The organism is Nocardia vulneris (assembly GCF_001613425.1).
Taxonomy (GTDB): Bacteria; Actinomycetota; Actinomycetes; order Mycobacteriales; family Mycobacteriaceae; genus Nocardia; species Nocardia vulneris.
On record NZ_BDCI01000050.1, the window covers coordinates 33,786 to 59,861 of the forward strand.

15 protein-coding genes are annotated in these 26,076 nt (G+C 69.4%); 1 reads left to right on the forward strand and 14 read right to left on the reverse strand.

The window, feature by feature from the left end; translation table 11 throughout:
• Window positions 1–1,026: 1,026 nt before the first annotated feature.
• From NVU01S_RS39615 to NVU01S_RS39675, 12 genes are all read right to left on the reverse strand, one after another.
• Window positions 1,027–2,925, reverse strand: coding sequence for a CocE/NonD family hydrolase (locus NVU01S_RS39615; RefSeq protein ID WP_052281446.1), 1,899 nt, complete (start codon window positions 2,923–2,925; stop codon window positions 1,027–1,029).
• Between the two features lie 82 nt (window positions 2,926–3,007).
• Window positions 3,008–3,643 (reverse strand): double zinc ribbon and FHA domain-containing protein, encoded by a 636-nt coding sequence (locus tag NVU01S_RS39620; protein WP_043682861.1) that lies wholly within the window; start codon window positions 3,641–3,643, stop codon window positions 3,008–3,010.
• The gene (locus NVU01S_RS39625; RefSeq protein WP_043682864.1) at window positions 3,644–4,930 is read right to left on the reverse strand and encodes a vWA domain-containing protein; all 1,287 of its coding nucleotides are present in this window, start codon (window positions 4,928–4,930) and stop codon (window positions 3,644–3,646) included.
• Window positions 4,927–6,018 carry a PP2C family protein-serine/threonine phosphatase gene (locus NVU01S_RS39630; protein WP_043682870.1) on the reverse strand — a complete coding sequence of 364 codons (1,092 nt, stop codon included), beginning with the start codon at window positions 6,016–6,018 and terminating at the stop codon, window positions 4,927–4,929. Before NVU01S_RS39630 ends, NVU01S_RS39625 begins: the two co-directional genes overlap by 4 nt.
• The gene (locus NVU01S_RS39635) at window positions 6,015–8,399 is read right to left on the reverse strand and encodes a serine/threonine-protein kinase (RefSeq protein ID WP_209444913.1); all 2,385 of its coding nucleotides are present in this window, start codon (window positions 8,397–8,399) and stop codon (window positions 6,015–6,017) included. Before NVU01S_RS39635 ends, NVU01S_RS39630 begins: the two co-directional genes overlap by 4 nt.
• A complete protein-coding gene (locus tag NVU01S_RS39645; RefSeq protein ID WP_043682872.1) occupies window positions 8,396–9,574 on the reverse strand; it encodes a hypothetical protein in 1,179 nt (392 codons plus the stop codon). Before NVU01S_RS39645 ends, NVU01S_RS39635 begins: the two co-directional genes overlap by 4 nt.
• Window positions 9,571–10,545: a glutamate ABC transporter substrate-binding protein gene (locus NVU01S_RS39650; RefSeq protein ID WP_043682875.1), complete on the reverse strand. Its 975-nt coding sequence runs from the start codon at window positions 10,543–10,545 to the stop codon at window positions 9,571–9,573. The genes NVU01S_RS39645 and NVU01S_RS39650 overlap by 4 nt, the downstream gene beginning before the upstream one ends.
• Entirely contained in the window at window positions 10,542–11,801 is a 1,260-nt protein-coding gene (locus NVU01S_RS39655) for a GlnX family signal transduction membrane protein (RefSeq protein ID WP_244467569.1), read from the reverse strand. Before NVU01S_RS39655 ends, NVU01S_RS39650 begins: the two co-directional genes overlap by 4 nt.
• A gap of 171 nt (window positions 11,802–11,972) precedes the next feature.
• Window positions 11,973–13,391 (reverse strand): MFS transporter, encoded by a 1,419-nt coding sequence (locus NVU01S_RS39660; RefSeq protein ID WP_063776083.1) that lies wholly within the window; start codon window positions 13,389–13,391, stop codon window positions 11,973–11,975.
• A gap of 90 nt (window positions 13,392–13,481) precedes the next feature.
• Entirely contained in the window at window positions 13,482–14,525 is a 1,044-nt protein-coding gene (locus NVU01S_RS39665; RefSeq protein WP_052281450.1) for an AraC family transcriptional regulator, read from the reverse strand.
• 145 nt (window positions 14,526–14,670) lie between these two features.
• Window positions 14,671–16,230 carry an alpha/beta hydrolase gene (locus NVU01S_RS39670; protein ID WP_052281451.1) on the reverse strand — a complete coding sequence of 520 codons (1,560 nt, stop codon included), beginning with the start codon at window positions 16,228–16,230 and terminating at the stop codon, window positions 14,671–14,673.
• Between the two features lie 84 nt (window positions 16,231–16,314).
• Window positions 16,315–16,962 (reverse strand): pentapeptide repeat-containing protein, encoded by a 648-nt coding sequence (locus NVU01S_RS39675; protein ID WP_043682878.1) that lies wholly within the window; start codon window positions 16,960–16,962, stop codon window positions 16,315–16,317.
• Between the two features lie 1,274 nt (window positions 16,963–18,236).
• Between NVU01S_RS39675 and NVU01S_RS39680 the strand changes: the two genes are divergently transcribed.
• Window positions 18,237–19,403, forward strand: coding sequence for a serine hydrolase domain-containing protein (locus tag NVU01S_RS39680; RefSeq protein ID WP_043675818.1), 1,167 nt, complete (start codon window positions 18,237–18,239; stop codon window positions 19,401–19,403).
• A 1,253-nt stretch (window positions 19,404–20,656) separates the two neighbouring features.
• On the opposite strand, the gene NVU01S_RS39685 is transcribed toward NVU01S_RS39680, so the two are convergent.
• Window positions 20,657–23,956: an acetyl-CoA carboxylase family protein gene (locus tag NVU01S_RS39685; protein ID WP_043675816.1), complete on the reverse strand. Its 3,300-nt coding sequence runs from the start codon at window positions 23,954–23,956 to the stop codon at window positions 20,657–20,659.
• A 396-nt stretch (window positions 23,957–24,352) separates the two neighbouring features.
• Window positions 24,353–25,858: a flavin-containing monooxygenase gene (locus NVU01S_RS39690; protein ID WP_043675814.1), complete on the reverse strand. Its 1,506-nt coding sequence runs from the start codon at window positions 25,856–25,858 to the stop codon at window positions 24,353–24,355.
• Between the last annotated feature and the right edge of the window lie 218 nt (window positions 25,859–26,076).

The following is a 26,076-nucleotide window of genomic DNA, read 5'->3' on the forward strand; positions in this document are numbered from 1 at the left end:
TGGACCAAGCGACAGATAGGGAGTTCGGGGCAGGAGCTGCACCACTTTTAGGGAGTCGCACCCCTTGTGGCCTGCTACAGCTAGTGCGTATCCGTAGAAGTGGTGCGGATGCGCAGAAGGGGTGCGTTGATCGCGAGGGGGCGGGGTGAGTGAACCAAGCGACAGATAGGTGGAGGGGTCACAGAGGGTTCGTACGGTTCACAGGGGTTGTAGCTGCTGTGAACCGTAGGGAAGGTCTGTGAGGACCGGACTCGCGGAGGGAGACACGCCGAGGCGCAACGACACCCGCTCGATACCGCTGATACCTCGTCAAGGAACTCTCGAGAACGGCAACACAGCCAGATGACCACGCTGGGACAGGACGCCACCCTCCTGACGTGCACCTACAGCCGGGAACCCCACCTGACGTGCTCAGCACCATCCATGTAACTCCCGCGGCAGGTGCACGAAACTGGTTTCGTCGCACTGCGGGAGCCAGCCAACAGGACCAAACGCACGGGCACCGAACCGAACTCGATCACATCGAGCCCAACGGCAGGGAACCGAACGTGGCGGGGCGGCGCTTCGGCAGCAGGCAACGACCCAAACGCGATGAACCCCCACCGAACCCGAACCAACCAGGGCAAATTCGAGCACGTAGGCAGCCGAGTAACCAGAACTGCCCCGGCTAACGGCCAGCCCGACCGAAACCGCAACCGCACCAGCCAGCCAGCCAGCCGAAACCGCAGGCGCAGCCGCAACCGCCAGCCAGCCAGCCAGCCAGCCGCAACCGCAGGCGCAGCCGCAACCGCCAGCCAACCGAAACCGCAGCCGCAGCCGCAGCAGTACGCCCCACCGCAACCACAACCGCACCACCCGACACCCAGCCCCACCACAACCGCGTTCGAGGTCTTTGAGCCGGGCCGCGAGGATATCGGTGCTGATGCCGGGCAGCACCAGAACCACCCCACCAGAGCACAACCGCAGCCGAACCACCAACCGCTACGACCAGCGGTCAGCCCGAGCATCGGCAGTCGAACGCACCCCCTACTCCCCCGCACGGGCAAGGAACGTGAGATAGCTCGGGCTCTCGGGGTCCAGAACGATGGTTTGGCCGGTGATGTGGCGTTGGCGCCAGGGGGCGAGGAAGTGGCGGGGGAAGCTGGTGCGGCTCACGGCTACGCGTAGTCGGTGGCCGGCGCGGATCAGGGCTTCGGTGGGGTTGATTTCGATGTCGATGGTGAACGGGGTGCCGGGTTCGATGGGGAGGACCGTGTCGGCGGTGAGGGTGTGTAGCGGGAAGAGAAGTTCGCCGTCGACGTAATCGCTTGCGGCGGTGTCGATCGCGCGGTGGGTGGACAGCAGGGCGCCGCGGGTCAGGGGCACCGAGGCGCCGTCGGGTTCGACGTCGCAGACGGTGACGGACCAGAAAGCGTCAGAGCCTTCGGCTTCCGCGTTGAGGTGCAGGTTCATGGTGCCGGAGAGCACGGTGTCGGCGGGGAACGGCGCGCTGGTGAAGGTGACCGCGCCCGCCTCCGCGTGCCGGTCGTCGGTGCCGAACCGCCGGCCGAACAGCAGGGTGACGCCCATGCTCATCACGCCGGTGTTGTTGGACGCCATGCGGGTTGGGCCGGCGGGCAGCGGCAGCCTGGATTCGATCTCGACCGGTTCGAGGGCGAGCGCGGCGTCGGTGCCCGCGTGTGGCGCGGTGCCGCTGCTCGCGGGGTCGAGGTAGAGCTTGCGCACGGTCGCTGCCGGATCGGGAAACTGCGTGTGCTGCAACCATTTTCCGTCGCCTTGCCGACGCACGGTGACCGGCCCGTATCGGTCGATGCCGTTGTCGATGTCTTTGGCCCAGCGGTCGAACCACGCGCACTGCAATTCGTCGATCGGCTGCGGGCTGTCCGCGGCGCCGAAGCCCGATCCTGCGGTCAGATGGTACGAATCATCGACCAGTACCTGTTTCGCCCCGCCGGACAGCGGAATCCGGTCGAACATCCGGAAGTTGGATCGGTTGTAGACGTCGTGCCAGCCGCCGTGGATCCAGGTCGGCACCGTGATGTCTTCGAAGCGCGCCAGTTTGGTCGCCCACATCGGGTTGAGGAAGCTGTCGGGATGGTTCTCGGTGAGTCCGATCTCGACGGCGTGCCGCACCCAGCTGGCCGGATCGGCGAACCGGTCGCGCAGGAACTGCTTGGTGATTCCGGCTTTTCGCAGGCCCGACACCGACGGCAACCATTTGAAGCCGTTCACGGCCAGGATCCACAGCAGCATGCCCGGGGTCGGCACCCCGCCGGTCAGTCCCAGCTCACGCACCTGGTCCTCGCCGGCCTCGATCGCGAACACCGCGCGCAACCCCTCCGGCTGCAACCCCGCGGTGATCAACGCCGAGATCGCTCCGTAGGAGATGCCGGTGACCACGAATTCGCCGTTGCACCAGGGCTGTTCGCGGACCCACGCGACAGCCTCCAGATAGTCCTGTTGTTCCCTGGGCTGGAAGAAGTCCCAACTGCCGGTCGACGTGCCGGTCCCCCGCACGTCGATCATCAGCCCGACATAGCCGCGCAACACCGCGGTGCGGTTGATCACGAACGGTTCGAGAATGCCGCCCGCGGGCGTGTACAGCACGTCTCGCGCCGTGAACCGCTGCCGGTCCGAGCCGCCGAGCCGGGCGCTGAGCGTCCGTAAGGTGTTGTGCCAGCGCATACCTCGGCGGTTGAGCATCTTGTTGTACGCGGTGAAGTTGATGATCGCGGGCAACGGCTCCCGGGCGGGCCCGGCGCCGTCGCCGGGTCGCAGGATATCGGCGGTGAGGACGGCGCCATCGGACATCGGGATGGGAACCGTGTTGGCGCCGAACAGTTTCGGGTAGCGCACCGGGCCGATCTCGAATCGGTGGTTCGGCGGTACCGTCGTCGCCGCGGTGCTGAGTGGCTGGGCCGTCATAGTGCACGACGATAGGCGTAAACGAACACCGCCGTCCACGAAATCGGCACTGCTGTCCCAGACGCGACGGTTCCGTAGGTACTCAGGCAGGTTCGGCGCTCAGCACGATGGTGGTCCAACCCCCGAGGTGGATCCGATCCCCGCTGCGCAATCGGACCGGCACCCGGGCCGGGATGCGGTCGTCACTGCCGTTGACGCTGGTGCCGTTGGTGGAACCGAGATCGGTGACGGTGAGCCCGTCGGCATCGAGGTGCAGGGTGGCGTGCGCACGCGAGACACCGACATCGGCGGGGGCGATGCCGAGGTCGATATCCGGGCTGAGCCCCTGCGAGGCGCTCCGCTTGCCGATCAGGATGTCGTTGCCGTGCAGCACGATTCGACGTTCGGGATAGAACGCCGGAAACCCGACCTGGTCGGCGTCGGGCCCCTTGCGGGCGATCACCCGATCGTAGAACTCGCGATCGGCGGTGACGGTGGCGACCCAGACAACCGCGGGCGGGACCACCGTCTCCGTGGTCTCCTGCGCGGCGACGGGCGGCGCGGGCAAGGCCGAATCATGTCCGCACTGTTCGCAGAAGCGGCCGCCGGCGGGCGCGCCGCACGCGGGACACAGCGCGCTAGGTTCGACCACCGCCGCAGCCGAACCGATCGGCGCACCACAGCTGTCGCAGTAGTCCGTCGCGGTCGATTCGTGCCCGTCCGGGCAGGTGACGGTCATCTACCCCTCCTTCCGCACCCGGGCCGTCTTGGTCGAGCGCGCGTCCAGCGCCATCTCTTCCGCTGCCGCGACACCGGCACGCAACCGGACCGTCCCGTTCTGCTCGTCGACCTCGACTACACCGCGCAACAGTTTCGCCGTGCCCTCGTTTCCCGATTCCGCGGCGAGCTCGACCGCCCGCCGCAGCTTGGCCGTCGCGGTCTCGGTGTCGCCGCTCTTGCGCGCCGCCAGACCTTCCTGCACCGCCTGGGCCAATTCGGCCTGCCCGGTGTAATGCGCTACGCGCCTGCTGATCCGGGCGGACAGCTCGGTGTCGGTGGTCCAGACCGCTTTCACCAAACCCTGTCCGAGCACCTCGCCGCCGCTGACCACGCTGACCCGGGCGGCGAGCTTCTCCCGGCCCGGCGCACCAGGTTCCACCTGGACCTGCACGTGATAGTCACGGTCCTCGGCGCCCCACGCACCGAGCGGGTACTCCCCGACCTGCGCGGCGGTGTCGACCCGGCGGGCCGTGAGGTCCTCGATGGTCGGCGCCACCTGCTTGACGAACCGCACCTGCGCCCCGGCCGGAGTCCACACCCGCAGGGTCAGTTCCGGAATCGCCTTGGCCATCGAGCCCCGCATCATGGCGGTGAAGTCCGCGGCCAGCTCGGCCGGGTCGGCGACGATGTCGACGGTGCCGTGCAGCGCCGAGGCGATGGCACGCAATTCGTCCACCCGCCAATCGGTGCCGACGCCACGGCAATCACAGGTGAACACGCCCTCGGACTGTGCGATCTCCGCGGCGAGCGCGGCGGGTTCCTCGTGCTCGTTCTTGCCGTCGGTGAGCAGGATGGCGTGCACCATCGCGCCGGGGTGCTTCTTGGCCAGCTGTCTGGTGAGGCCGAGCCAGGTGCCCATCGCGGTGCCGCCGCCCGCCTTCAGCTTGTCGAGTTTGCGGCGCGCGGCGGCCCGGGATTCACGGTTGGCGGCCAGCGACGGCACGTCGGTGGGAAAGGCCAACCGAGCGATATGCGTGCCCTCGATGATGGCGAACCTGGTCCCGTCGGCCATCGCGTCCAGCGCGGCCAGGGTGGCCTGGCGGGCGCCCGGGAATTTGTGCCCGGTCGCCATCGACCCCGAGCAGTCGACGATGATCACCTCGAGCCGCTCCTGCGGCGGCGCGGTGATCACCAGATCGGCCGCGGTTTCCACGGTGACCACGGCATCGACCGTGCCGACCCCGTCGGCCAGATATTCGTTCTGGTCGACGGCGACCGAAACACCGTTTCCGGCAAGAGAACTCACTGTACTTCTACTCCTGACTCACCGGACCACGGAATGGGTACGAGGGCGACGGTGATGTTGTCGCTGCCGCCGCAGCGCAGCGCGAACTCGACCAGTTCGCCGGCGGCGACCGCCGGTGGGTGCGCGGTGGCGAGCTCCGCCAGCGCGGTCGCGTCCGACAGGTAGTTCCACAGGCCGTCACTGCACAGCAGCAGCACACCGGGTCCGGTGGTGCGCAACGTACGAACGCAGTTGTCCGACCACGGTTTCACCGGTCCGTCCGCACCGAGCCAGCGGATCAGGGTGTGCGCGCGCGGATCGTTCATGGCGGCCTGCTCGTCCAGCGCGCCCGCGTCGACCAGGGCCTGCGCCCACGAATCGTCCACGGTCAACCGCTGCGAGGGCGGGTTCGCGGGGTCCTCGGGCGCGTCCGCATGCAGCCAATAGGCCCGGCTGTCACCGACATTGGCGACCGTGAGCAGCACGCCGTCCGCATCGGCCTGCACCACCGCCGACACGTAGGTGCACGACGGCGCGTGCCCGTCGGTGATCGCGATCCCGCGCACCGCGGTCGCCGCCGCCTCGAGCCCCGCCATCACCGCCTCGCCGGCGGGTTGTCCGGCCAGCAGTGCCGCTCGGCAGGCATCGACACCGGTCCTGGCGGCGGTCCCCGACGCCACCTGCGGATCCTCGGAGGTCGATACCCCGTCCGCGACCGCGATCACCACCGCGCCGGCGGCGTCGAGCACCGCGGCGGCCACCGCATCCTCGTTGCGCGCGTGCGCGATTCCGCGATCGGTGACCACCGCGACGGCGCCGAGGTCGGCGGCGAAGCGATCCGGCGCCCCGCGCAATTGCCCACAGCCGGTGCAATATCCGTCGGGGTCGTAGCGGGTGCCGCCGCAGTTCTCGCAGTCCCCGGGCGGGCCCGGCTCGTTGTTCGGCAGCACGACCTGCTTGCCGTCCAGCTCGTGACCGCAGTTCTCGCAGAAGCGATCCCCCGCGTGCACCGCGGACGCGCAACCCGGGCAACGCGATTCGGGTGCGGTCGGCGCTACGGCGGACACCACCGGGGTCGGCAGCGTCGTCTCCGGATCCGGGTCGGTCATAGCGTGGTCCTCGGGCGGATGGTGTTCGCCTGCTCTACCAATGCGAATCGCTCCCACATGTCGTCGGTTTCATGGGCAAGGTCCCGATAGCAACGCTCCAATCCGGTCCGGACACCGTCTTGATCGAGCGGTACGCCGAGCAGCCGCCCGTGCTCGGACGGCACGCCGCCGGCCTGGAGCCAGTCGAGCGCGGCAGCCAGCACCCGCAGCCGGATCTCGGCGGCACGGCGCCTGGAGTCCAGCCGCAGGCGGGTGATCCGCTCCCCGGCGTCGCGCAGGACCGGCTCGGTGAGCTCGGCAGGCGCGCGATCGTGCAGCACCGTGCGCACCGCGGCGAGCCCGGCCTCGGTGAACAGCACCGAGCCCGCGTCGACCTGATCCAGCGCCGCCACCGCACCGTCCCGGTCACCGACGGCGGTGCGCAGCCGAGCCAGGCCGAAGACCGCGCTGAGGTAGCCGCGATCGGTACGCCAGACCGTCTCGTAATACTGTGCGGCCCTGCGCTTGTGCTGTGCGGCGGCGAAGTCGGTGGTCGCCGCCGCGGCACCGGACAGCTCCGCGACGGCGGCCAGCGCGAGTTTCGGCGCCGCCTCACCGGGCAGCCCGGCGTACACCGCCTCGAACTCGATCGCCGCCTCCGCCAGATCGCCTGCGAGCAAACGGGATTGGCCGCGATACCAGCTCAGCCGCCAGTCCCCCCACCGCGTCGCGGCCGCCGCCGTCAGCCGCCGGTCGGCCTCGGCGCTGTCGCCCACCTCCAGCGCGGCCCGGATCAGCCGCAGCGGAATCTCGGTCGACTCGCCGCGTCCGGTGACCACCGAGCGCAGCCCCGCCTCGAACGAGCGCTCCAGCTCGGCCGGTGTGGTGCCGCCGGTCGTCGCGAGCAGGGCGGCCGCGCTGTCCGTCGGGTCGACGAGCGGAACGGGCAGGGCGGCAATGATTTTCGCCGCGTCCACCGACGCGCCGACGCCGAACACCCCACGCGGGGGCCCGAAATAGGTCGACATGCCCGGCCGGGGCACCCCGTCGTCGAGGGACAGGACTTCGCGCAGCACCCCGGTCAGCTGGTCGGCCATTTCCTCCATCGAGGCGAACCGCGCGTCCGGCGCCTCGTCGGTGGCCCGCAACAGGAACCGGTGCAGCGAATCGTAGGTGGCGAGCAGCGGTTCGGTCTCCGGGCCGGGCATTGCGCCGAAATGACCGTTGTGCTGGGGCACGTGCATCAACAGCACGGCGAGGGTGCGGCCGACGGTGTACACGTCGGTGGCGACGGTCGGACCGGTGTTGGCGATCTCGGGCGCACGGTAGCCCGTGGTGCCGTAGATCGGGCTGTCCTCGTCGTCCATCGCGATCACCGCACCGAGATCGATGAGCTTGAGTTGCTCGTCGGTCTGCATCACGTTGTCCGGCTTGAAATCACAGTAGGCCAGGCCCAGGGAATGCAGGTATCCGAGCGCGGGCAGCATCTCCAGGATGTAGGCGATCGCCTGCGCGGGCGGCAGATAACCGCTGTCGGTCTCGCGACGAGACCGCAGGATCTGTTTCAGCGATGTGCCGCCGACGTACTCCATCACGATGTAGCCGACCGGCACCCCGTCCGCGCCCGCGTGCTCGACGAAGTTGTGGATCTTGACGATGCTCGGGTGCTCGACCTCGGCGAGGAAACGCTTTTCGGCCACCGCGGCCAGCATGGCATCGCTGTCGCCCGAGTTGAGCAGACCCTTCAGCACCACCCAGCGATCGCTGACGTTGCGGTCGGTCGCCAGATAGATCCAGCCGAGCCCGCCGTGCGCCAGGCACCCCGCCACCTCGTACTGGCCGGCGACCAGATCGCCCTTGAACAGCTTGGGGGTGAACGAGAATCGGGTGCCGCAGTTCGGGCAGAACCCCTCGGTCCGGCCGGGTTTGCCGTCGCGGCCGCGCCCCACCGGCTTCTCGCATTTGCCGCAGAACCGTTTGTTCTCGGCCACTTCCGGGTCGGTCAGGATGGCGGTCGCCGGATCGATACGCGGTACCCGCGGCACGTCGACCATGCCCGCGCCCAGCCGGCCGCGGCGACTCGAGCGGGACGAGGACCGGCCGGTGCGCACCGAGCGCGAACTGCCGCGGGTGCTCGGGGTGGACGCGATCGCGGCCGTCGGCGGGGCCGGCGCGGTGCCGCACACCTCGCAGTACCCGTCGATCACCGTTCCGGCACAACCGGGTTCGGTGCAGCGCTCGGGGGTGGCGGCCGCGGTGGTTGCTTCGGCCGTGGCGGCCTCGTGCGGCTGCGCGGTCGAGCGGATCGTCGTCGCCTCGGCCGGGGCGGTGCCGCACACCGTGCAGTAGCCGTCCTCGATCGCACCGGTGCATCCGGGTTCGGTGCAGCTCTGGGTACTCATGATCGCCTCCCCGATTTCGCCGCGACGAGTTGCTGGTAGTCGGCGACCGCGCGGGTGACGGCCGCGAGATCGCAGGGTTTGCCGGACAGCAGCGCCGCCGCGGTCTCGTGCGCGGCGAGCAGATCCCGGTCTTCGCTGACGCCCAGCCGGGCCGCTTTGGCGTGATACGCCGCCAGCCTGCCGCGTAATTCGGCCCGCCGGTCGAGCAGGCCCTGGGCCAGGTTCTCTGCCGCGACGGCCGCCGCGAGCGCACTGTCGATTCGACCGCGCAGCGCCGCCAGCGCCGCCGCCCCGGGTTCGTCCGCGACAGCGTCGAGTTCGGTACGCAGCCGGGCGGATTCGTCGACGAGCGGCGGCAGCGGACCCGATCGTATGGTGCGCTCGACTTCCGCCTTCGCCTGCGCGGCGCGTGCCACGGTCGACTCGAGTTCGGCCAACCTGGCGCGCAAGGCGGCCACCGCGGCGGGCCGATCCGCCACCAGCGCAGCCAGTTCGGCGAGGACCGCCGCCTGCCGCCGCAGCGCGCTGCCGAGTTCGGCCAGGCGGGCATCGATGTCGGTGTTCGTCAGCGCGAGCGGATCGGTGGCCGAGCGGCTCAGCAATTCCGCGATGCCGTCGCCGATCGCGCGCAACTCGGGGGTCGCCGCCCCTGCCTTGTCCAAGGTCTCCTGCAGCGGGGCCAGACCCGAGAGCACCCGGGTGTTCACCTGGTCTACCGCGTCGAGGAATTCGGCGATCGGTGGGAAGGTCGAGCGCATCCGGTCGACCGTATCGGCGAGGCCGACGAACAGCACGTGCTCGCTCGGACCGGTCAGCGAACGCTCGGCCAGCGGAATCGGCGTCCGCGACACCTCATACGGCCGCCCGCGCAGCAGCTCGGTGAGTTCGGCGCGCCGGCCGTCGTCGAGTTTGGCGCGGGTGCCGCGCACGGTGCGCGCGGAGTCCAGGATCGCGCGCATCCGCCCGAGGTCCTCCCACATCAGCGCGAGCGCGTCCCGCACCGGCAGCCAGCGGGTCGCGGTGACACCCGACGGCGGATACCGGCGCACCAGGGTGAGTCCGGGATGCTTGTCCAGTTCCAGCATCGTGTTCGTGATCGCGTCGAGTTCGGTTGTCCGACGGGCCAATTCGAGGTCGATCTCGACCAGGCCGAGCAGCTGCATGGTCCGGCTCATCCCACGTACCGGGCGACCGGTTGCCCCGGCGAGGGACCGAGCACGGACAGTTTGTCGGTGTAGATCCGCTGCCAGGTGCCGTCGGTGCGCATCCGCTCCAGCACACCATTGACGAACCGGACCAGATCATCGCTGCCCTTGGGCGCGCCGACCGCATACGCCCCCGTGCCGATCGGCTCGCCGACCACCTGGAGATTACGGTCCTGCGCAACCAACCCGAACAGGATCGGATCGTCGCCGCTGACCGCGTCCACATGTCCCTGCTGCAGCGCGACCAGGCAATCGGTCCAGTTGGTGACGCCGATGACGGTGGGGCGCTTGGCCATCGCGAACAGCGGGGCCGCCGCCGTGGTGCCGCGTGCGACGCAGACGCGTTTGCCCGCCAGATCGGCGCCCGTGCTGATGCCGGACTCGCGCGGCGCCAGAATGCGCTGGGCCGAGCGGTAATAGACGGCGGAGAAGTCCACTTCCCGGCGCCGCTCGCACGTTGCGGAGAAGGTGCGCACGATCAGGTCGACCTTCTTGTCGTGCAGCGCGGAGATGCGCTCTGCGGCGGTCACCGAGCGCAGTTCGATCTTGTCGGGATCGCCCAGGATGTCCTTGGCGATCTCACGCGCGATATCGATGTCGAAACCTTGCAACTGGCCGGTGCCCGGATCCCGGAAACCGAACAGGTAGGTGTTCTGGTCGACCCCCACCCGCAGCCTGCCGTTCGCGACGATCGCCGCCATCGGCGAACCCGGCGGCATCGCACCGGGTTTCGGCTGCACCGCGGCCGGCCGCAATGTCGCCTCCGAGTCACAACTGTTGTCGCCCTCGGCCTGCGACGGCGCCGCGATCTCCGCTGCGCCCGCCGGCTGCGGGTTCACCGCGCCCAGGGTGCTCGGCGCGGGCAGGTCGCCGGAGCCGCAGCCGGACACCAGAGCCGTGGCGCCGACCAGCAACGCGGCCAGGATCAGGCGTGATTTCACAGGAACTCCTTCAGCCGCGGCCACAGGCCGACCACCACCGCGGCGGCCGCGAACACCAGCAGGGCCAGCGTGCCGAACGGGCTCAGCGTCAACGCCGCACCCGCGGTGGACAAGTCGTCACGCAAAGCGCGACGCTCCTGCCCGAGGTTGTCGTTCATCGCGCGGTCCAGCGCCGCGAATCGGTTGGCGGAGGACTGCGAGCCGGTGCCGATGGCCTGGCGCACCGCCGCTCGATAGTCGGCGGCCTGGTAGGCGGCGACCTGGGCGCGGTGACCCGACAGCCAGTTCGCGAGTTCTTGGGCCGCAACGGAATCGGGGGCGACGACGGTCGCGAGGCGCTCGCGCAGGTCGATCGAATGCTGGGTGTAGCGATCCTCACCGGCCGCGATATCGCCGCGCGTGATCAGTTGCAGCGTCTCTTCGGTGCGCGCCTGCTGCGCCGCGATCCGCGCCTTGGCCAGCGTTTCGAAGCGGCTGCTCGCACCGGATGCACTGGTGTCCAAGGCTTTCGACGCCACACCCGGTGCGACGATCAGCCACAGCAGCGCCAGCGCAGTCGCACCCGCCGCCAGCACGACGCCGAGGTTGGCCCTGCGGTTGGTGCGCTGCAACAGGATCCAAGAGGCCACCGCCAAGGCGAGCAACACCAGCAGCACCAGCACGATGCTGAGCACCGGCCGCGCGCCGATCGCCCGCTCGTCCGTGCGCACCGCGGCGAACCGCGCAGTCGTGAGCCGTTCGGCGTTGGGCAGCAGCGAATCCTGCATCAGGCCCGAAGCCTCGCTGAGGTACGACGAGCCGACCGGGAAGCCCTGCCGATTGTTCGACCTGGCGGCCTCGACGAGCCCGGTATAGGCGGGCAGGTCGGCCACGATCCTGGCTACGATCTGCCGCGTTTGCTCGTCGGATGCCCCGACCGTCGCATCCGCCAGCGCGGCCGCGGCGTCGGCGAGCGACTGCTGGTACTGCTGCCGTACCGCGGGCGCCTCGATCCCGCCCGACAGGAACGCGGTCGCCGCCGTCGCGTCGGCCGCCGAGAGCGCGACGTACAGCCGCTGGGCGGCGAAGGCGAGCGGCTCGGTGCGGTCCAGCGCGCTCTGCTGGCGGGCGTTCTTGCCGCTCATCTGGTTCATCGCGGTGAACCCGGCGAGCAGGCTCAGCACGACGGACACGACGACGACGCCCACGATCACCCCCGGCGTCGTGCCGGCAAAGCGTCGCAACCACAGGGTCCCGTTGCGGATGCGAGGTCCCACACCGTCCTCCTTCATCTCCCCGGCCGGTGTCTTCGATCGCGATAGTACGGGAGGAGGATTCGGTGCGCCGACCGATTGCCCCGGTCCTGGACGAACGCCGCTGACCAGGCAAGTCGGGGCTTGTCCGGCGGCGATCACCCTGCTCGGGCGCGACGACGTGCGCCGCGACGCTCAGCTGGGTGGGCGAATCACCTTGGGCGCGGTGCTGATTCGCGCCACGACCAGTGCCGCGACGCACATCCCGGTGATGGTGAGCCAGCCGAGCCGGGCGGGTGGCTGGAAGGCCGCCGCCGAGGTCAGCGCGTCGGGATGGCTCGCGATGAGCGAGCCGATCACCGCGACACCGAGTGACTGACCTATCTGTCGCGAGGTGGTGGCCACGCTGGCCGCGACCCCGGCCTGCGCGGCGGGCAGCCCGGCCACGGCGGTGGCGGTGATCGGCGTGTAGATCAGTCCGATTCCCGCGCCGAACAGGGCATAGCCGATGAGCAGCAACGGTTTACCGCTCGCGTCGAAGGTCAGCGCCAGAACCACCGACGCGAGAATCGCGGTCAGCGCACCGGCGCTCAAGGCGCTACGTGCGCCGCGGTGCGCGACGATCCGGCCCGACATCGGCCCGAACACGAACATCGCGGCGGCCATCGGCACCAGCGCGAGACCCGCCGTCAGCGGTGAATCGTGCCGAATCTCCTGGAGATAGTAGGTGTTGAGGAACAAGAAGCCGCCCATCGCGCCGAACGCCAAGATCGCGATCACCACCGCGCCGGTGAACGGCGGGGACCGGAAGACCCGCAGATCGATCAGTGCCTCCTCGTGCTGCGGGGCATAGCGCGCCAGCGCGGCCAGGCACACCGCCGCGCCGGCGAAACAGCCGAGCGTGACCGGCGCCGCCCAACCACGATGCGGCCCTTCGATGATCGCGAACACCAGCAGCCCGATCATGCCCACGATCAGCAGCTGCCCGCGCGGATCCAGTGACCGTGGCCGGTCCGACCTCGACTGCGGTACCACCAGGAAGGTCAGCGCCAGCGCGGTCACCGCGATCGGCACGTTGATCCAGAACACCGCGGACCAGCCGATCGAATCGACCAGGAACCCGCCGATCACCGGCCCGGCCGCCATGCCGATCCCGATCGACCCGCTCCAGATGCCGATCGCCCGCACCCGCCGGTCCGGATCGGCGAAGACGGTGGTGAGAATCGCCATCGCGACCGGATTGAGCATCGAACCGCCCACCGCCTGCAGCACCCGGAAAGCGATCAGCCAGCCGATCGACGGCGCGAGGCTGCATGCCAGCGAACTGGCCGCGAACACCGCGAGCCCGATCTGGAAGACGGTCCGGCGGCCGATCCGATCGGCCAGCGAACCCGCGAAGGTGAGCAGGCAGGCCAGGGTCAACGTATAGGCGGCGACCACCCATTGCGCCCCGGACAGCGACCCTTCGAGGTCGCGGCCGATCGCGGGTAGCGCGACGTTGACGGCGGTGGTGTCGACGTTGGCCATCACCACGGCGGTGCAGCACACGGCCAGCACAACGTAGCGTTGCAGGGTACCCGGCGTATTCGGCGCGACGGCGGCGCTGATCGACATGGCAGCATACTTACCGCATCCTGGCGGTTTTCCGACGTCCGACACGATCGACGCCGAGCACGGCGGGCCCGCCCGACGACCGGATACCGCTCAGCGAACCCCCGCCGGTACCGGCTCCTCGCGCGGCAGCGACCGTCCCTCGTGCAGGCGGAACTCCTGCGGCGGGCAGCCCTTCCAGCGCCGGAACGCGCGGATGAACGACGCGGCTTCGGCGTAGCCGAGGCGCGCCGCGACCTGCTCGGTACTCATATCGGTGTACGCGAGCAGCTGTTCGGACAGCAGCTGGCGCACCTCGTCGAGCAACGCGCGAAACGAGGTGGCCTCCTCGTTGAGGCGGCGCGAGAGCGTGCGCGGGCTCATGAACAACTCGTTCGCGACCGCGATCTGATCGGGCAGCTCGCCCGGATTGCGGACGAGCAGGTCGCGGACGCTGCCCGCGACACCCGAGCGGGGCTGCCTGCGGTGCAGGAGGTCCCGGCAGAGCTGGGCGCAGTCGCCGCGGGCGCGTTCATGGTTGCGCGGCATCGGCGCGTCGAGGCCTCGGCTGTGGAAAGTCACAACGTCGGCCCGCGCGCCGAAAAGTGGTTGCACGCCGCAGATCTCGCGGTATCGCTGGGTGTCCGACGGTGCCGCGTGCCGGAATTCGATCCGGATCGGTGACATTTCTCCGTCGAACAGTTGGGCGCACACGGTGGCCGCCCCCGTGAGAATTCGCTCGGCGAGAAAAGCACGGATATGCGCCGGGTTCTCCGCATCGTCGAAGCGTAACCGGGTCTCACCGCCGACCTGCTCGACGGTGAGCCGGCCGGAGACGAAAACGCGGTCGAGATAACGAGCTGCCACGTCGAATCCGTCACGCAGCGTACGGCTGCTGAGCAGCGCCAGCCCCCAGGGCCCGGCCAACGGCAGGCCGGTCCGGCTGCCCGCTTCCGCGCCGAGCGCGGCTTCGGTCCCGAAGCGGGCCAGCAGGTTACGGATCACCACCAATTCCTGGTGCACCGTGCACTCGGTATCGCCACGCGTGAGCGTGGTGCCTGCCAGGCCCTCGGCCGCGGCCATTCCGCGTTCCTCGGCCAGCGCGAGCAATACGCGCAGGCCGGCGGTGGTCGTACGGCGCAGATCCCGATCGAACATTCGCTCGCATTCCTCATCGAATTCGCCATGCCAGCTGGCTTGGCGAAATGTATCAATGCGCGCGCTCGCCGATGGGCGAATTGCCGAAGTTCTCTCCTCGTCCAGTATTGCGACCGAGCCCTGTTGGGAAGGAACACAATTGGTGTCAACGCTCGGGCTCGGCGGCGCAGACCGCGCCCTGCGCCGAGGCCGGATCCTCGAAGTAACCCACTACGCGTTCGTCGATGCACCTGTTGACGTCGCCGAACACGAACGTGTGCCCGTCGCTCTCCCGGATCAGCAGCGGGCTGTCGAGATAACCCGCCATCCGCTCGGCGTTGCCCACCGGCGTGGTCGGATCGTGCCTGGTGCCGATGAACAGCACCGGAGCCGCGCCCTCGGCGCGGTGCGGCCGAAACGCCTTCGCGGTACCGGGGGTCGGCCAGAAATCGCAGGTATCGAGCGGGAATTCGGCCGGGCGCGGCTCGTAATCGTCATAGGTGGCTGCGTCGTACAGCGCCGCCTCGTCGGCCTGCCGGGCCGCGCGGTCCGCTGTCGGCTCGGCGACATCGGCACAGGTGATCGCGGTCAGCGCGTTGTCTTCGGTGTCCTTGGCCGACGGCGCCTGCCGTGGCGGCTCGTCGGGCGTCGCGTTCGCGAGTTTGCGCATCGCGGTACCGTCACCACCCCGGACCGCCGTCAGCGCGTCGAGGAACGGCGCCCACCCGGTGGGCCACAGGTAGCTCGTGCTGATCGCCTGCAGGATATCGCCCGGTTCCACCGGCGCGGCCGCCCCCGCCGGGGCCGGGTGCGCCTTGACGGTCCGGAGGATATCCCGAAAGACGTTCTCCGCCTGGGCCGGATCCGCACCGAGCGGGCACTCGGCCCGGTATCGCTCGGCGCAGAACGCGGCGACCCGGTTGAACGTGTCCTGGTAGCCCTTGCCCTGGCCGACCCGCATCTGCGTGTGGTCCTCGGTGACATCCACGACGCCGTCCAGGGCGGCGGCGCGGTAGCCGTGCGGGTACCGGTCGACGTACATGGCGGCGACCTGCGTGCCGTAGGACGCCGCAAGCAGATTCAGCTGCTGCTCCCCGAAAACCCCGCGCAGGATGTCGAGATCGTCGGTGGCCTCGTCGGAGCCGATGTGCCGCAACGCATCCGGACCGGTGCCGCGGACACACGACGCCACGAACCCGCGCCGCGCGTGCTCCGTCGCGGCCACCGATTCCTGCTCCTCGGTCAAATCCTCGCCGTCGGGGTCACAGACGATGGCGGGCGTCGACCGGCCCACGCCCCGCGGGTCGTAGGCGACGATGTCGAACTGCTCGCGGATCCGCTCGGGGAACGGCATGTCCAGCATCCCCAGCCCCGGATCGCCCGGCCCGCCGCTGATCAGCACCAGCGTGCCGCGCTTCGGCGCGGTCGCGGGCAGGCGGGCTACGGCGAGCGATACCGTGCCCGCCGAATCCGGGCTCGGCGTCGCGGGGGCGCGGTAATCGAGCGGGGCCAGGACACGAGCGCAGGTGCGGTTGTCCGCCACCTCGGGGAACCACGAGCTCGTCTCCCCTTCCGCACACGGCGCCCAGGCCACCTGCTGACTGTAGAACGACGCCCGCGAACTCTCGGCAGGCTGTTCCGGTCCGTCCTTCGAACATCCGCCCGCCAGCAGCGCCGCCGCGCTGACCGGCACGACGCCCAGGGTGAGAACTCGCAATGCCCGCATGGATCGTCTCCTAGCTGCTGATGGCTACAAGATCTGACATCCCGCTGGCGACACGCTAGCAAACCGAACCTGCGATATCGCCGATCAGGAATCGCGGACGACGACGCCCAGATGCCGGGCGAACGCGGGGGCAAGCTCCATCAACTGGCCGTTGTCGATGGTCGCGCCGCGCAGTGCGTCGAGGCCCTCGGTGATATCGAGCGAACGAGCCCCGCGCAGGTCGACCTTGGTCAACGTGGCCCGGTGCAAGACCATGCTTTCCAAGGTCGAGCCGGGGAAGGTCACGGTGTGCAGGGCGGCATCGCCGAAATCACAGTCCCGCAGCACACATTCGACGAACGACACCTCCCGCAGCTGGGCGGTGCGGAAGTTCACCGAATCGAACTTGCAACCCTCGAACCGGACCCGGCGCAGGCGCGCGCCCGCGAAATCGACGCCCGACAGCGCGCCCGCGACGACTTCGCCGTCCAGCCAGTTGGTGTCGGCCAACTCGGTGCCCACCCAGCGCACATTCCGCATCCACACGTCGGCGAACCTGGTGTGGCGCAGGCTGCCCCGGTGCCAGGCCACCGAGGTGAACACCGACTCCCCGAACCGAGCGTTCTGCACGTCGGCGTCGTCGAGGTCGAGGGCGTCGACATGCACGCAGTCGTAATCGCCCTCCGATTCGAGCGCTCCCGCCTGCGCCGTCAGGTACCGCGCGTACGACAGGTCCTCGAGCTCCCGAGCCATGCACTTTCCTCCCGGTATTTCGCGCTGCGTGGGTCGGCAAACGAGTATTCCCTGCCCTACCGACAAGCGAAGCGACGCGGGTGGTTCGACCAACCGCCGTCCGTCCGGCGGACGGTGGGACGGCGGCGGTAGCGCCGCTCCGGAATGCTGGTTGCGCGGTGGGCGGCAGGCAGATACACGGTTCCCGTATCGCCGATCGTTTCCGCGCGGGCGGGCGCGAACAAGCCGACTGCGGGCCACTGCGGCGGTGACAAGGCCTCATGCACGGTTCGGGCTCGGCAGGGCGACGCGGACTTCTCCTCGGCACTGTCAGGTACGAGCGGCGCCGAGGGCGGCGCCAGCGTGTTTCGGCCACCCCACCTCGTCGTGTCCTGACCGACACGCCGCGTCGCGTCCTGGTCGACTGATCACGAGGTAATGGTGGCGGCATCGGCCGAGAGACCACCGCCACCATTACCTCCTGATCGACCGACCAACTGCGCTAGCTGTACTGCCCACCTCGGCCGTACCGGATTCACGGTGTCGGCGGCGTCGACCAACGCCATCCGCACCCGCACCGTGTGCTGCGCGCGTTTCGGAGCGCGGGGCGTGTGCGCACTCATGCTCGGAGGATGAGTGTCCTGCGAGCGTTTTGGAACGCGGGACGTACGTGCACTCATGCCCGGCGGATGAATGTGCTGCAAGCGTTTCGGAACGCGGGACGTACGCGCCCTCATGCCCGGCGGATGAATGTGCTGCAAGCGTTTCGGAACACGGGGCATGCGCGCCCTCATGCCCGGCGGATCAGTGCGCTGCGAGCGTTTCAGAACACGGGACGTACGCACCCTCGCGCTCGGCGGACCAGTGCGCTGCAAGCGTTTCAGAACACGGGACGTACGCACCCTCGCGCTCGGCGGACCAGTGCGCTGCAAGCGTTTCAGAACGCGGGGCATGCGCGCGGTCGTGCCCGGCGGATGCGTGCGCTGCGCGCGTTTCGGAACGCGGGGGGTACGCGCGCTCGTGATCGGCGGATCAATGTGCTGCGAGCGTTACGGAGCGCGGGGCGTACGCGCCCTCGTGATCGGCGGATCAATGTGCTGCGAGCGTTACGGAGCGCGGGGCATGCGCGCGGTCGTGCCCGGCGGATGCGTGCGCTGCGCGCGTTTCAGAGCGCGGGGCATGCGCGCGGTCGTGCCCGGCGGATCAGTGCGCTGCGCGCGTTTCAGAGCGCGGGGCGTGTGCGCGGTCGTGATCGGCGGATGCGTTGCCTGCGAGGGTGATGACATGCTGGGGGCATGATGGTCGACGGCGTGGTGGCACCTGGGTACGAGGCGGTGCGGGACGCGTTCGCCGCGAACTTCGCCGAACAAGGCGAGATCGGTGCCGCGGTGTGCGTGTACCGGGACGGCGAGCCGGTGGTGGATCTGTGGGGCGGCATCGCTGATCCCGATACGGGCAGGCGGTGGCAGCGTGACACGTTGCAGCTGGTCTATTCGGCGACCAAAGGTGTGACGACCACCCTCGCGCACCTGCTCGTCGAGCGCGGTCTGCTCGACCTCGACGCGCCTGTCGCGCGGTACTGGCCGGAGTTCGCGGCGGCGGGCAAAGCCGAGATCCCGGTGCGCTGGCTGCTGACCCACCAGGCCGGCCTGGCCGCGCTCGACAAGCCGGTCCCGCTCGCCGACGCGCTGGCGTGGACACCGATGGTCGAGGCGCTGGCGGCACAAGCGCCGAACTGGCCGCCGGGGACCGCACACGGGTATCACGGGCGCACCTTCGGCTGGTTGGTCGGCGAGGTCATCCGCCGGGTCACCGGACGCAGCGTCGGACAGTTCCTCGCCGACGAGATCGCCGGACCGTTCGGCGTCGAGTTCTTCATCGGCCTGCCGCCCGCCGCACAGCAGCGGGTGAGCCGGTTGGTCTTCGCGCCGAAACCGGACCTCGCCGCGGTGCCCGATGAACTGATCCCGGAGCCGCTGCGCGAGATGGTGGCGGCGCTGCGCGACCCGGAGTCGTTGAGCAACCGCGCCTTTCAGGTCACCGACCCGGACGAGATCGACTTCAACTCGGCCGCTGTGCACGCCGCGGAACTGCCCGCGAGCAACGGTATCGGCACCGCTCGCGGGCTGGCCCGGCTCTACGCCGCGCTCGTCGGCGAGGTGGACGGTCGGCGCCTGCTGCGCGCGGACACCCTCGCCGCCGCCGTTCGCGAACAGGTCAGCGGCACAGACGCGGTCATCATGCTGCCGAACCGCTACGCCACCGGCTACATGCTGCCGCGCGACGAAATCCCGCTCGGCGGACCGGGATCCTTCGGCCATCCCGGCCGCGGCGGCTCCCTCGCCTACGCCGATCCCGCGCGCAGCATCGCCTTCGCCTACACCCCGAACTACATCATCGAACAGGCCATAGACCTGCGCGCCCGCAATTTGGTGGACGCGCTGGAAACCACGCTGAACTGAGCATCCGGCCGAGACGGCCACTAGGAACGGGCCGGGGAATGCCGTCGGGCTTCGGTGCGCCACAGGCGGACTCGCCGACGGCGAGGGGCGACGGACGCCCCGGTGGGCAAGGACCGACCCGACGGTCGCAAACCCGTTCGCGCACAAAGGATTCGCCCCCCGCGGTGCGGGGGCAATCGCTCCCCGGTGAGCGACCAGGCGCACGCGGAGCCGCGCCCGGCGCGCGGCAGCGGTGTTCTGCCCGCCAGACGCACCCTTTCTGCCTTGCCGCACCCCCTATGGCACGCCGCAGCGGGTGCGAAGCCGCAGAAAGAGTGCGTCGTCCTTCGAACGGCTTCGCGTCCGCTCGCCATCAACCGGCGCCGTGCGCATCGCCACCTCGCCATCCTGCAGGCACATAAGAGTCGGCCTCATGGTCAGCGGCTCCCGGTGGGCGAACAGGGAGCCGGATCTGGTCCCGCGCTAGCCTGCACGCGCACAAGGATTCGCCCCGGCGGTGCACCGCTTCGAGTGGGCGAACAGGTGCGCGCAGTGCCCGATGCCGCGCAATCCGGTCACGCACAAAGGTTTTCGCCGGCGACGGGGTCAATGGGCGCCGATGAGAAAGGCCCGATTCGGCGTCCGTAATCCTGTTCGCGCACAAAGGATTTGGTACCAGCGGTCCAAAGCGACCGCTCCCAGCGGGCGAACAGCGATACGGAGGCCCGGACCACTCACCCGCAACCCCGCCCCAGAACGACCGCTCCCAGCAGGCGAACAGCGATACCGAGGCCCGGACCGCTAACCCCGCAACTCCGCCCAAAAGCGACCACCCCCAGCAGGCGAACAACGATACGAAGGCCTCGACCACTCACCCGCAACCCCACCCAAGAACGACCGCTCCTAGCAGGCGAACAGCGATACCGAGGCCTCGACCACTGACACGCAACCCCACCCAAAAGCGACCACCCCCAGCAGGCGAACAACGACACGAAGGCCTCGACCACTCACCCGCAACCCCACCCAAAAGCGACCACCCCCAGCAGGCGAACAACGACACGAAGGCCTCGACCACTCACCCGCAACCCCACCCAAGAACGACCACTCCCAGCAGGCGAACAGCGATACCGAGGCCCGGACCACTGACACGCGCAACACCACCCAAAGCGACCACCCCCGCAGGCGAACAGCGGTACGGGCCCGGACCGCTGACACGCAACCCTGCCCAGGATCGGCCGCTTCCGGTGGGTGTACAGGGTGCGCGAAAGGGGTGGTCAACCCAGGGTGCGGATCCAGCGGCGGGTGTCGGCGGGGTCGATGACGTCGTCCAGTTCCAGGGCGGTGGCGGCGGTGAGGGCACGGCCGCTGGCGTAGGCGAGGGTGACGAGGTTGTCGAAGGCCTGCTGTCGGGCGGCCGGATCCTCGATGGCCGCGAGTTCTTTCGCGAACCCCAGGCGGACCGCACCTTCCAGACCCATGCCGCCGATTTCCCCAGTGGGCCAGGCGATGACGAAACGCGGCGCGCGGAAAGAGCCCGCCGCCATGGCTTGTGCGCCCAGGCCGTAACCCTTGCGGAGGATGATGGTGCCCCACGGCACCGACAGTCCCGCCGCGTCGATGAACAGGCGGCTGAATTTGGTGACGGTGGCTTCTTTCTCGGCGTCCGGCCCGACCATGAAACCCGGTGTGTCACACAGGGAGACGATCGGCAGCCCGTGCGCGTCGCACAGCCGCAGGAAGGCGCTGAGTTTGTCGGCCGCGGGCGCGTCGATGGCGCCGCCGAGATGATGGCAGTTGTTCGCGATCAGCCCGTAGGGTTGCCCTTCGACGCGGATCAACGCGGTGACGATACCGACGGCCCATTCGGCGCGCAGCTCGAGCACGGAACCCACGTCGGCGACCGCCGCGATGGCGGCCCGGATATCGAAGGCGTGCAGGCGGTTCTCTGGCACCACGTGCCGGGACAGCCGCGGATCGGGTGCGGCCCAATCATCCACCGGCCCTTGAAAATAGCCGAGGTAGCGTTGCGCGAGCCGGGCGGCCTCGGCTTCGTCGGCGGCGACGATGTGCACGACACCGTTGCGCCGCTGCACCTCGATCGGGCCGATGTCCTCCGGCGCGTAGACGCCCAGGCCGCCGCCCTCGATCATCGCCGGACCACCCATCCCGATATTGGCATCGGGGGTGGCGATGACGACATCGCACATGCCGAGCAGCGCGGCATTGCCGGCGAAGCAGCGACCGGAGACGAGGCCGAGCAACGGCACCCGGCCCGACAGCGCGCCCATGGCGCGGAATGTCGTGACGTCGAGGCCGGAGATGCCGCCGTGGTCCGTATCGCCGGGTCGGCCGCCACCGCCCTCGGTGTAGAACACGACCGGAAGCCCTTGGGCGCGAGCGAGTTCGAGTAGCCGATCGGTTTTGGCGTGGTTGCGCATACCCTGTGTGCCCGCCAGCACCGTGTAGTCGTAGGACATGACGACCACCCGGGCGCGGTCCGCGCCGAACCGGTCGGCGTTGACGGTGGCCACGCCCCCGATCAGCCCATCCGCCGGGGTGTTCGCGATCAGATCCTCGGCGGTGCGGCGCAAGCGTTGCGCGGCGACCGCGAGGGCACCGTATTCGACGAAGCTGTCATCGTCGACGAGATCGGCGATGTTCTCGCGGGCGGTACGCCTACCGAGCCGGTGACGTTTGGCGACGGCCTCGGGACGGGCTTCGTCCCGGCCGACGCGGTGCCGTTCGTAGACCTCGGCGAGGTCGGGCCGGATGGCGTCGAGGTCGATCACCTTGTCGGCGGCGGCGGGTCCGTCGTGCTCGGCAGGTGTCCAGATCAGCAGCGGCGCATGCGGATCCACCGTCGCGCCGGGCGCGACCAGGTGCCGCCGGACCCGCAGCGCCTGTTCGGCGCGCAACACATGCTGCATCTTCATCGCCTCCAGCACTGCGACCTCGGCGCCCGCCGCCACGACGGTGCCCGGTTCGACCAGGCTGACCAGCGTGCCGCCCAGCGGCGAACGCACCACGGACTCGTCGTCGCCCAGTTCGACGGACGCTACGGTCGTCACCGGACTCGGCTCCGAATGCGGCACGGACGCATAGCCACTCACGCTGCCTGCCAGCTCGGCCAGGTTCTCCTCGAACCACGAGGTGGACACCGGCGCACCGTCGGCAAGTGACTCGAGCACGGCGCGCAGCAGCGCGAGATTCGTATCGATACCGCGCACAACGGTTTCCGACAGCGCGTCCGAGCACCGCCGCAGCGCAGCCGGATACGACGCGCCGCGCGCGATCACCTTGGCGAGCAACGAATCGAACTGCGCCCCCTGCCGCATTCCAGTGTGGGCGGCGGTGTCGACACGCACACCCGAACCGGTCGGCGCCGCGAATTCGACTACCGTCCCGGTACTCGGCAGCACTTCCCCACCCGCCGTGACCAGCTCCGCATTGACCCTGGCCTGCACCGCGTAGCCGCGGGCCGCGCGCGCTCGATCGGCGAAACCCTTGCCCGGCAGCATGTCCGGCGCACCGTACTCCACTCCGCCTTGCGCCCCGTTCGCCGCATGGACATCGGCGCTCGACGGCACACCGCCAACAGGCGCGGTAGCCGCCGGATCGAGGTCGGCCAGCGTCGCGCCCAGCGCCAGGTCGAGTTGGAGTGCCACCAGGTCGAGGCCCGTGACCTCCTCGGTCACCGTGTGCTCGACCTGCAGGCGCGGGTTGACCTCGAGGAACCACGCTTCCGTATCGCGCACCAGGAATTCGACGGTGAGCACGCCGCGGCAGCCCACCGACTCGGCCAATCGGACGGCGTCGCGATGCAGCCGTTCCCGCAGCGCCGCATCGAGATTCGGCGCGGGTGCGATCTCGATCAGTTTCTGGTGCCGCCGCTGCACACTGCAGTCGCGGTCGCCGAGCGGGACCGCGTGCACGCCGTCCGCGACCACCTGTACCTCGATATGCCGGGCCGCGGAAATCAGCGCCTCGGCATACACCGTGTCATCGCCGAAACCGGCCGACGCTTCCGCGCGGCATCGCTCGTAAGTCTCCTCGAGCAACGCGGCGTCGCGCACCTCGCGCATCCCGCGTCCACCCCCACCGGCAACGGCTTTCACCATCACCCCGTCCGGATGCGTCGCGAGCAGCGCGGCGATCGCCGCGACATCGGACCCGGCCGAGGTAGCGGCAGGCACCGGCACACCGGCGCGTTCCGCCGCGGCCCGTGCCGCCACCTTGTCCCCGAACACCCGCAGCACGTCCGGTGCCGGACCCACGAAGACAAGCTCAGCCGCGGCACAGGCGTCCGCGAGTTCCGCACTCTCACTGAGGAATCCGTACCCCGGATGCACCAGCGCACCAGGTCCTGCCTGCTGCGCCGCCGCCACCACCGCGGCCACGTCCAGGTACGCGCCCGCACCGGTGCCGGGCAACTGCACCACTTCGTCGGCGAGCCGAGCAGGCATCGCCCCGGCCTCCGCTGCGGTACACACCGCCACCGTCCCCCACCCTCGCTCCCGAGCCGTCCGCAGTACCCGAACCGCCACTTCACCCCGGTTGACCACCACCAAGCGCATCCCGCCAGTCTCCCCGACCGCTCGTTCGCGCCCTACCAGGTGGTGCTCGGCCTCAGCTCGCCAACCGTCACTGTCCGGACGACGCCGAACTCTGCGCCCTACCCAGATGCCATTACCGGCGAGGGTTTTGCCGATGCGCGACGAACTCCCCAACGACGAATCCGGTCCCGATCGCCAGAGCAACGAGAGGACCGCGGCTACGCCGCTGCGAGCATCGGCCTAGCACGACCGCATCCCCGGGCCCGCGCGCGAGCCGGGCCGACCTCGCTCGCAAGAAAGTCGCGGTTGGCCTGCCGCGGTGGTACTTGTCGCCGCGCCGGGGACTGCTCGTCAACGGATAGACGGATAGACGGGTCGACGGGTCGACGGGTCCGGGGACAGGGACGGCTGGTGGGACTATGCGGTCCGGCTGGTTTCCAGGGGGCGCGCTTCGGCGGTGTGCGGGGAGCGGGTGAAGGTGAGGACACCGTCGTCCAAGGGGGACTTGCGGAGCATTTTGCGGTCCCGGAAGTAGTTGTTGATGACCTGCCAGGGACCGTGGGTGCCCTGGCGGGGCATGACGGCGTCGCCGCGCTGGATGTAGCCCGAGGTGAGCGCGCCGCCCATGACGGAATCGGACGAACGGTCGGATTCTTCGGCGATCGCTTCCACCCGGGTGAAGCCGCGGTCGCGCATGTGGTTGAGCGTCCGGCAGAAATACTCGGCGGTGAGATCGGCCTTCAGGGTCCACGAGGCGTTGGTGTAGCCGAGCACCATGATCGCGTTGGGGACGCCGCTGAGCATCGCGCCCTTGTAGACGACGCGGTCCCGGGTGACGACGGGCTCGCCGTCGACCTCGAGGGTCGCCCCGCCGAGCATCTGCACCCGCAGGCCGGTCGCGCTGATCACGATATCGGCGGGCAGTTCTTCGCCCGACGCGAGCCGGATGCCGTTCTCGGTGAAGGTCTCGATGCGGTCGGTGACGATGGACGCCTTCCCGCTGCGCAGCACTCGGAACAGGTCGCCGTTGGGCACCACGCACAGCCGCTGATCCCACGGATCGTAGGACGGCGTGAAATGCCGCATGTCGATCTTGTTGCCGATCTGGGCCCGCACCGCGGCGAGCAGCACCCGGCGCGAGGCCGCGGGATTGGTGCGCGAGAGCTGGAAACTGGCGCGCTGCAAGGCGATATTGCGCGCCCGCCCGATCCGGTAGGCCACCTTCTCCGGCACCTTCGCCAGCTTCATGCCGACCGCGACCGGATCGTTGGCGGGCAGCGTGGTGATGTAGGTCGGCGAGCGCTGCAGCATGGTGACGTGCGCGGCGTCGCCGCTCATCGCGGGAATCAGGGTGATCGCGGTCGCGCCGCTGCCGATCACCACGACGCGCTTGCCGCGATAGTCCAGATCCTCCGGCCAGTGCTGCGGGTGCACGATCTGCCCGCCGAAGTCCGCCTCACCGGGGAATTCGGGGCGGTAGCCGTTGTCGTAGTCGTAGTACCCGGTGCAGCCGGCGAGGAAGTTGCTGGTGAATGTCTCGACCGCGCCGGTCTGCTCGTCCAGCGCCTCGACCGTCCAGGTCTCGGTCTCGCTGGACCAGCGAGCCGTGGTCACCTTGCGGCCGAAGTGGATGTGCTCGGTGACGCCGTATTCCCGCGCGGTGTCCTCGACGTACTGCCGGATGTGCGGACCGTCGGCGAGCACCTTGGTGCCGTTCCACGGGCGGAAGCCGTAGCCGAAGGTGTACATGTCCGAATCGGAGCGGATGCCCGGGTACTTGAACAGATCCCAGGTGCCACCGATGGCGGCGCGGCGCTCCAGGATCGCGTAGCTGCGTCCGGTCTGCTCGCGCGTCAGGTGGCAGGCCATACCGATTCCGGAAAGCCCGGCACCGATGATCAGTACGTCGACATGCCGCGTCATTGGGGAACTCGTTTCGTCTGGTCGGTCGAGCTCTGGTCACCTTCGCCCAGAGTTGACGCCAGGTTACGTGTTATCGACAGTTACGTCTAGTCGGGTTGCTGAATCGCTGCTGCCGGATGACGCCGCAATTAAAACCTGACTGGTTGCAAACGATGACGCCGCGACGCCGGACGCTCAGCATGGATGACTGCGGCGCGCCCTGGTGCGCACCGCGGGTC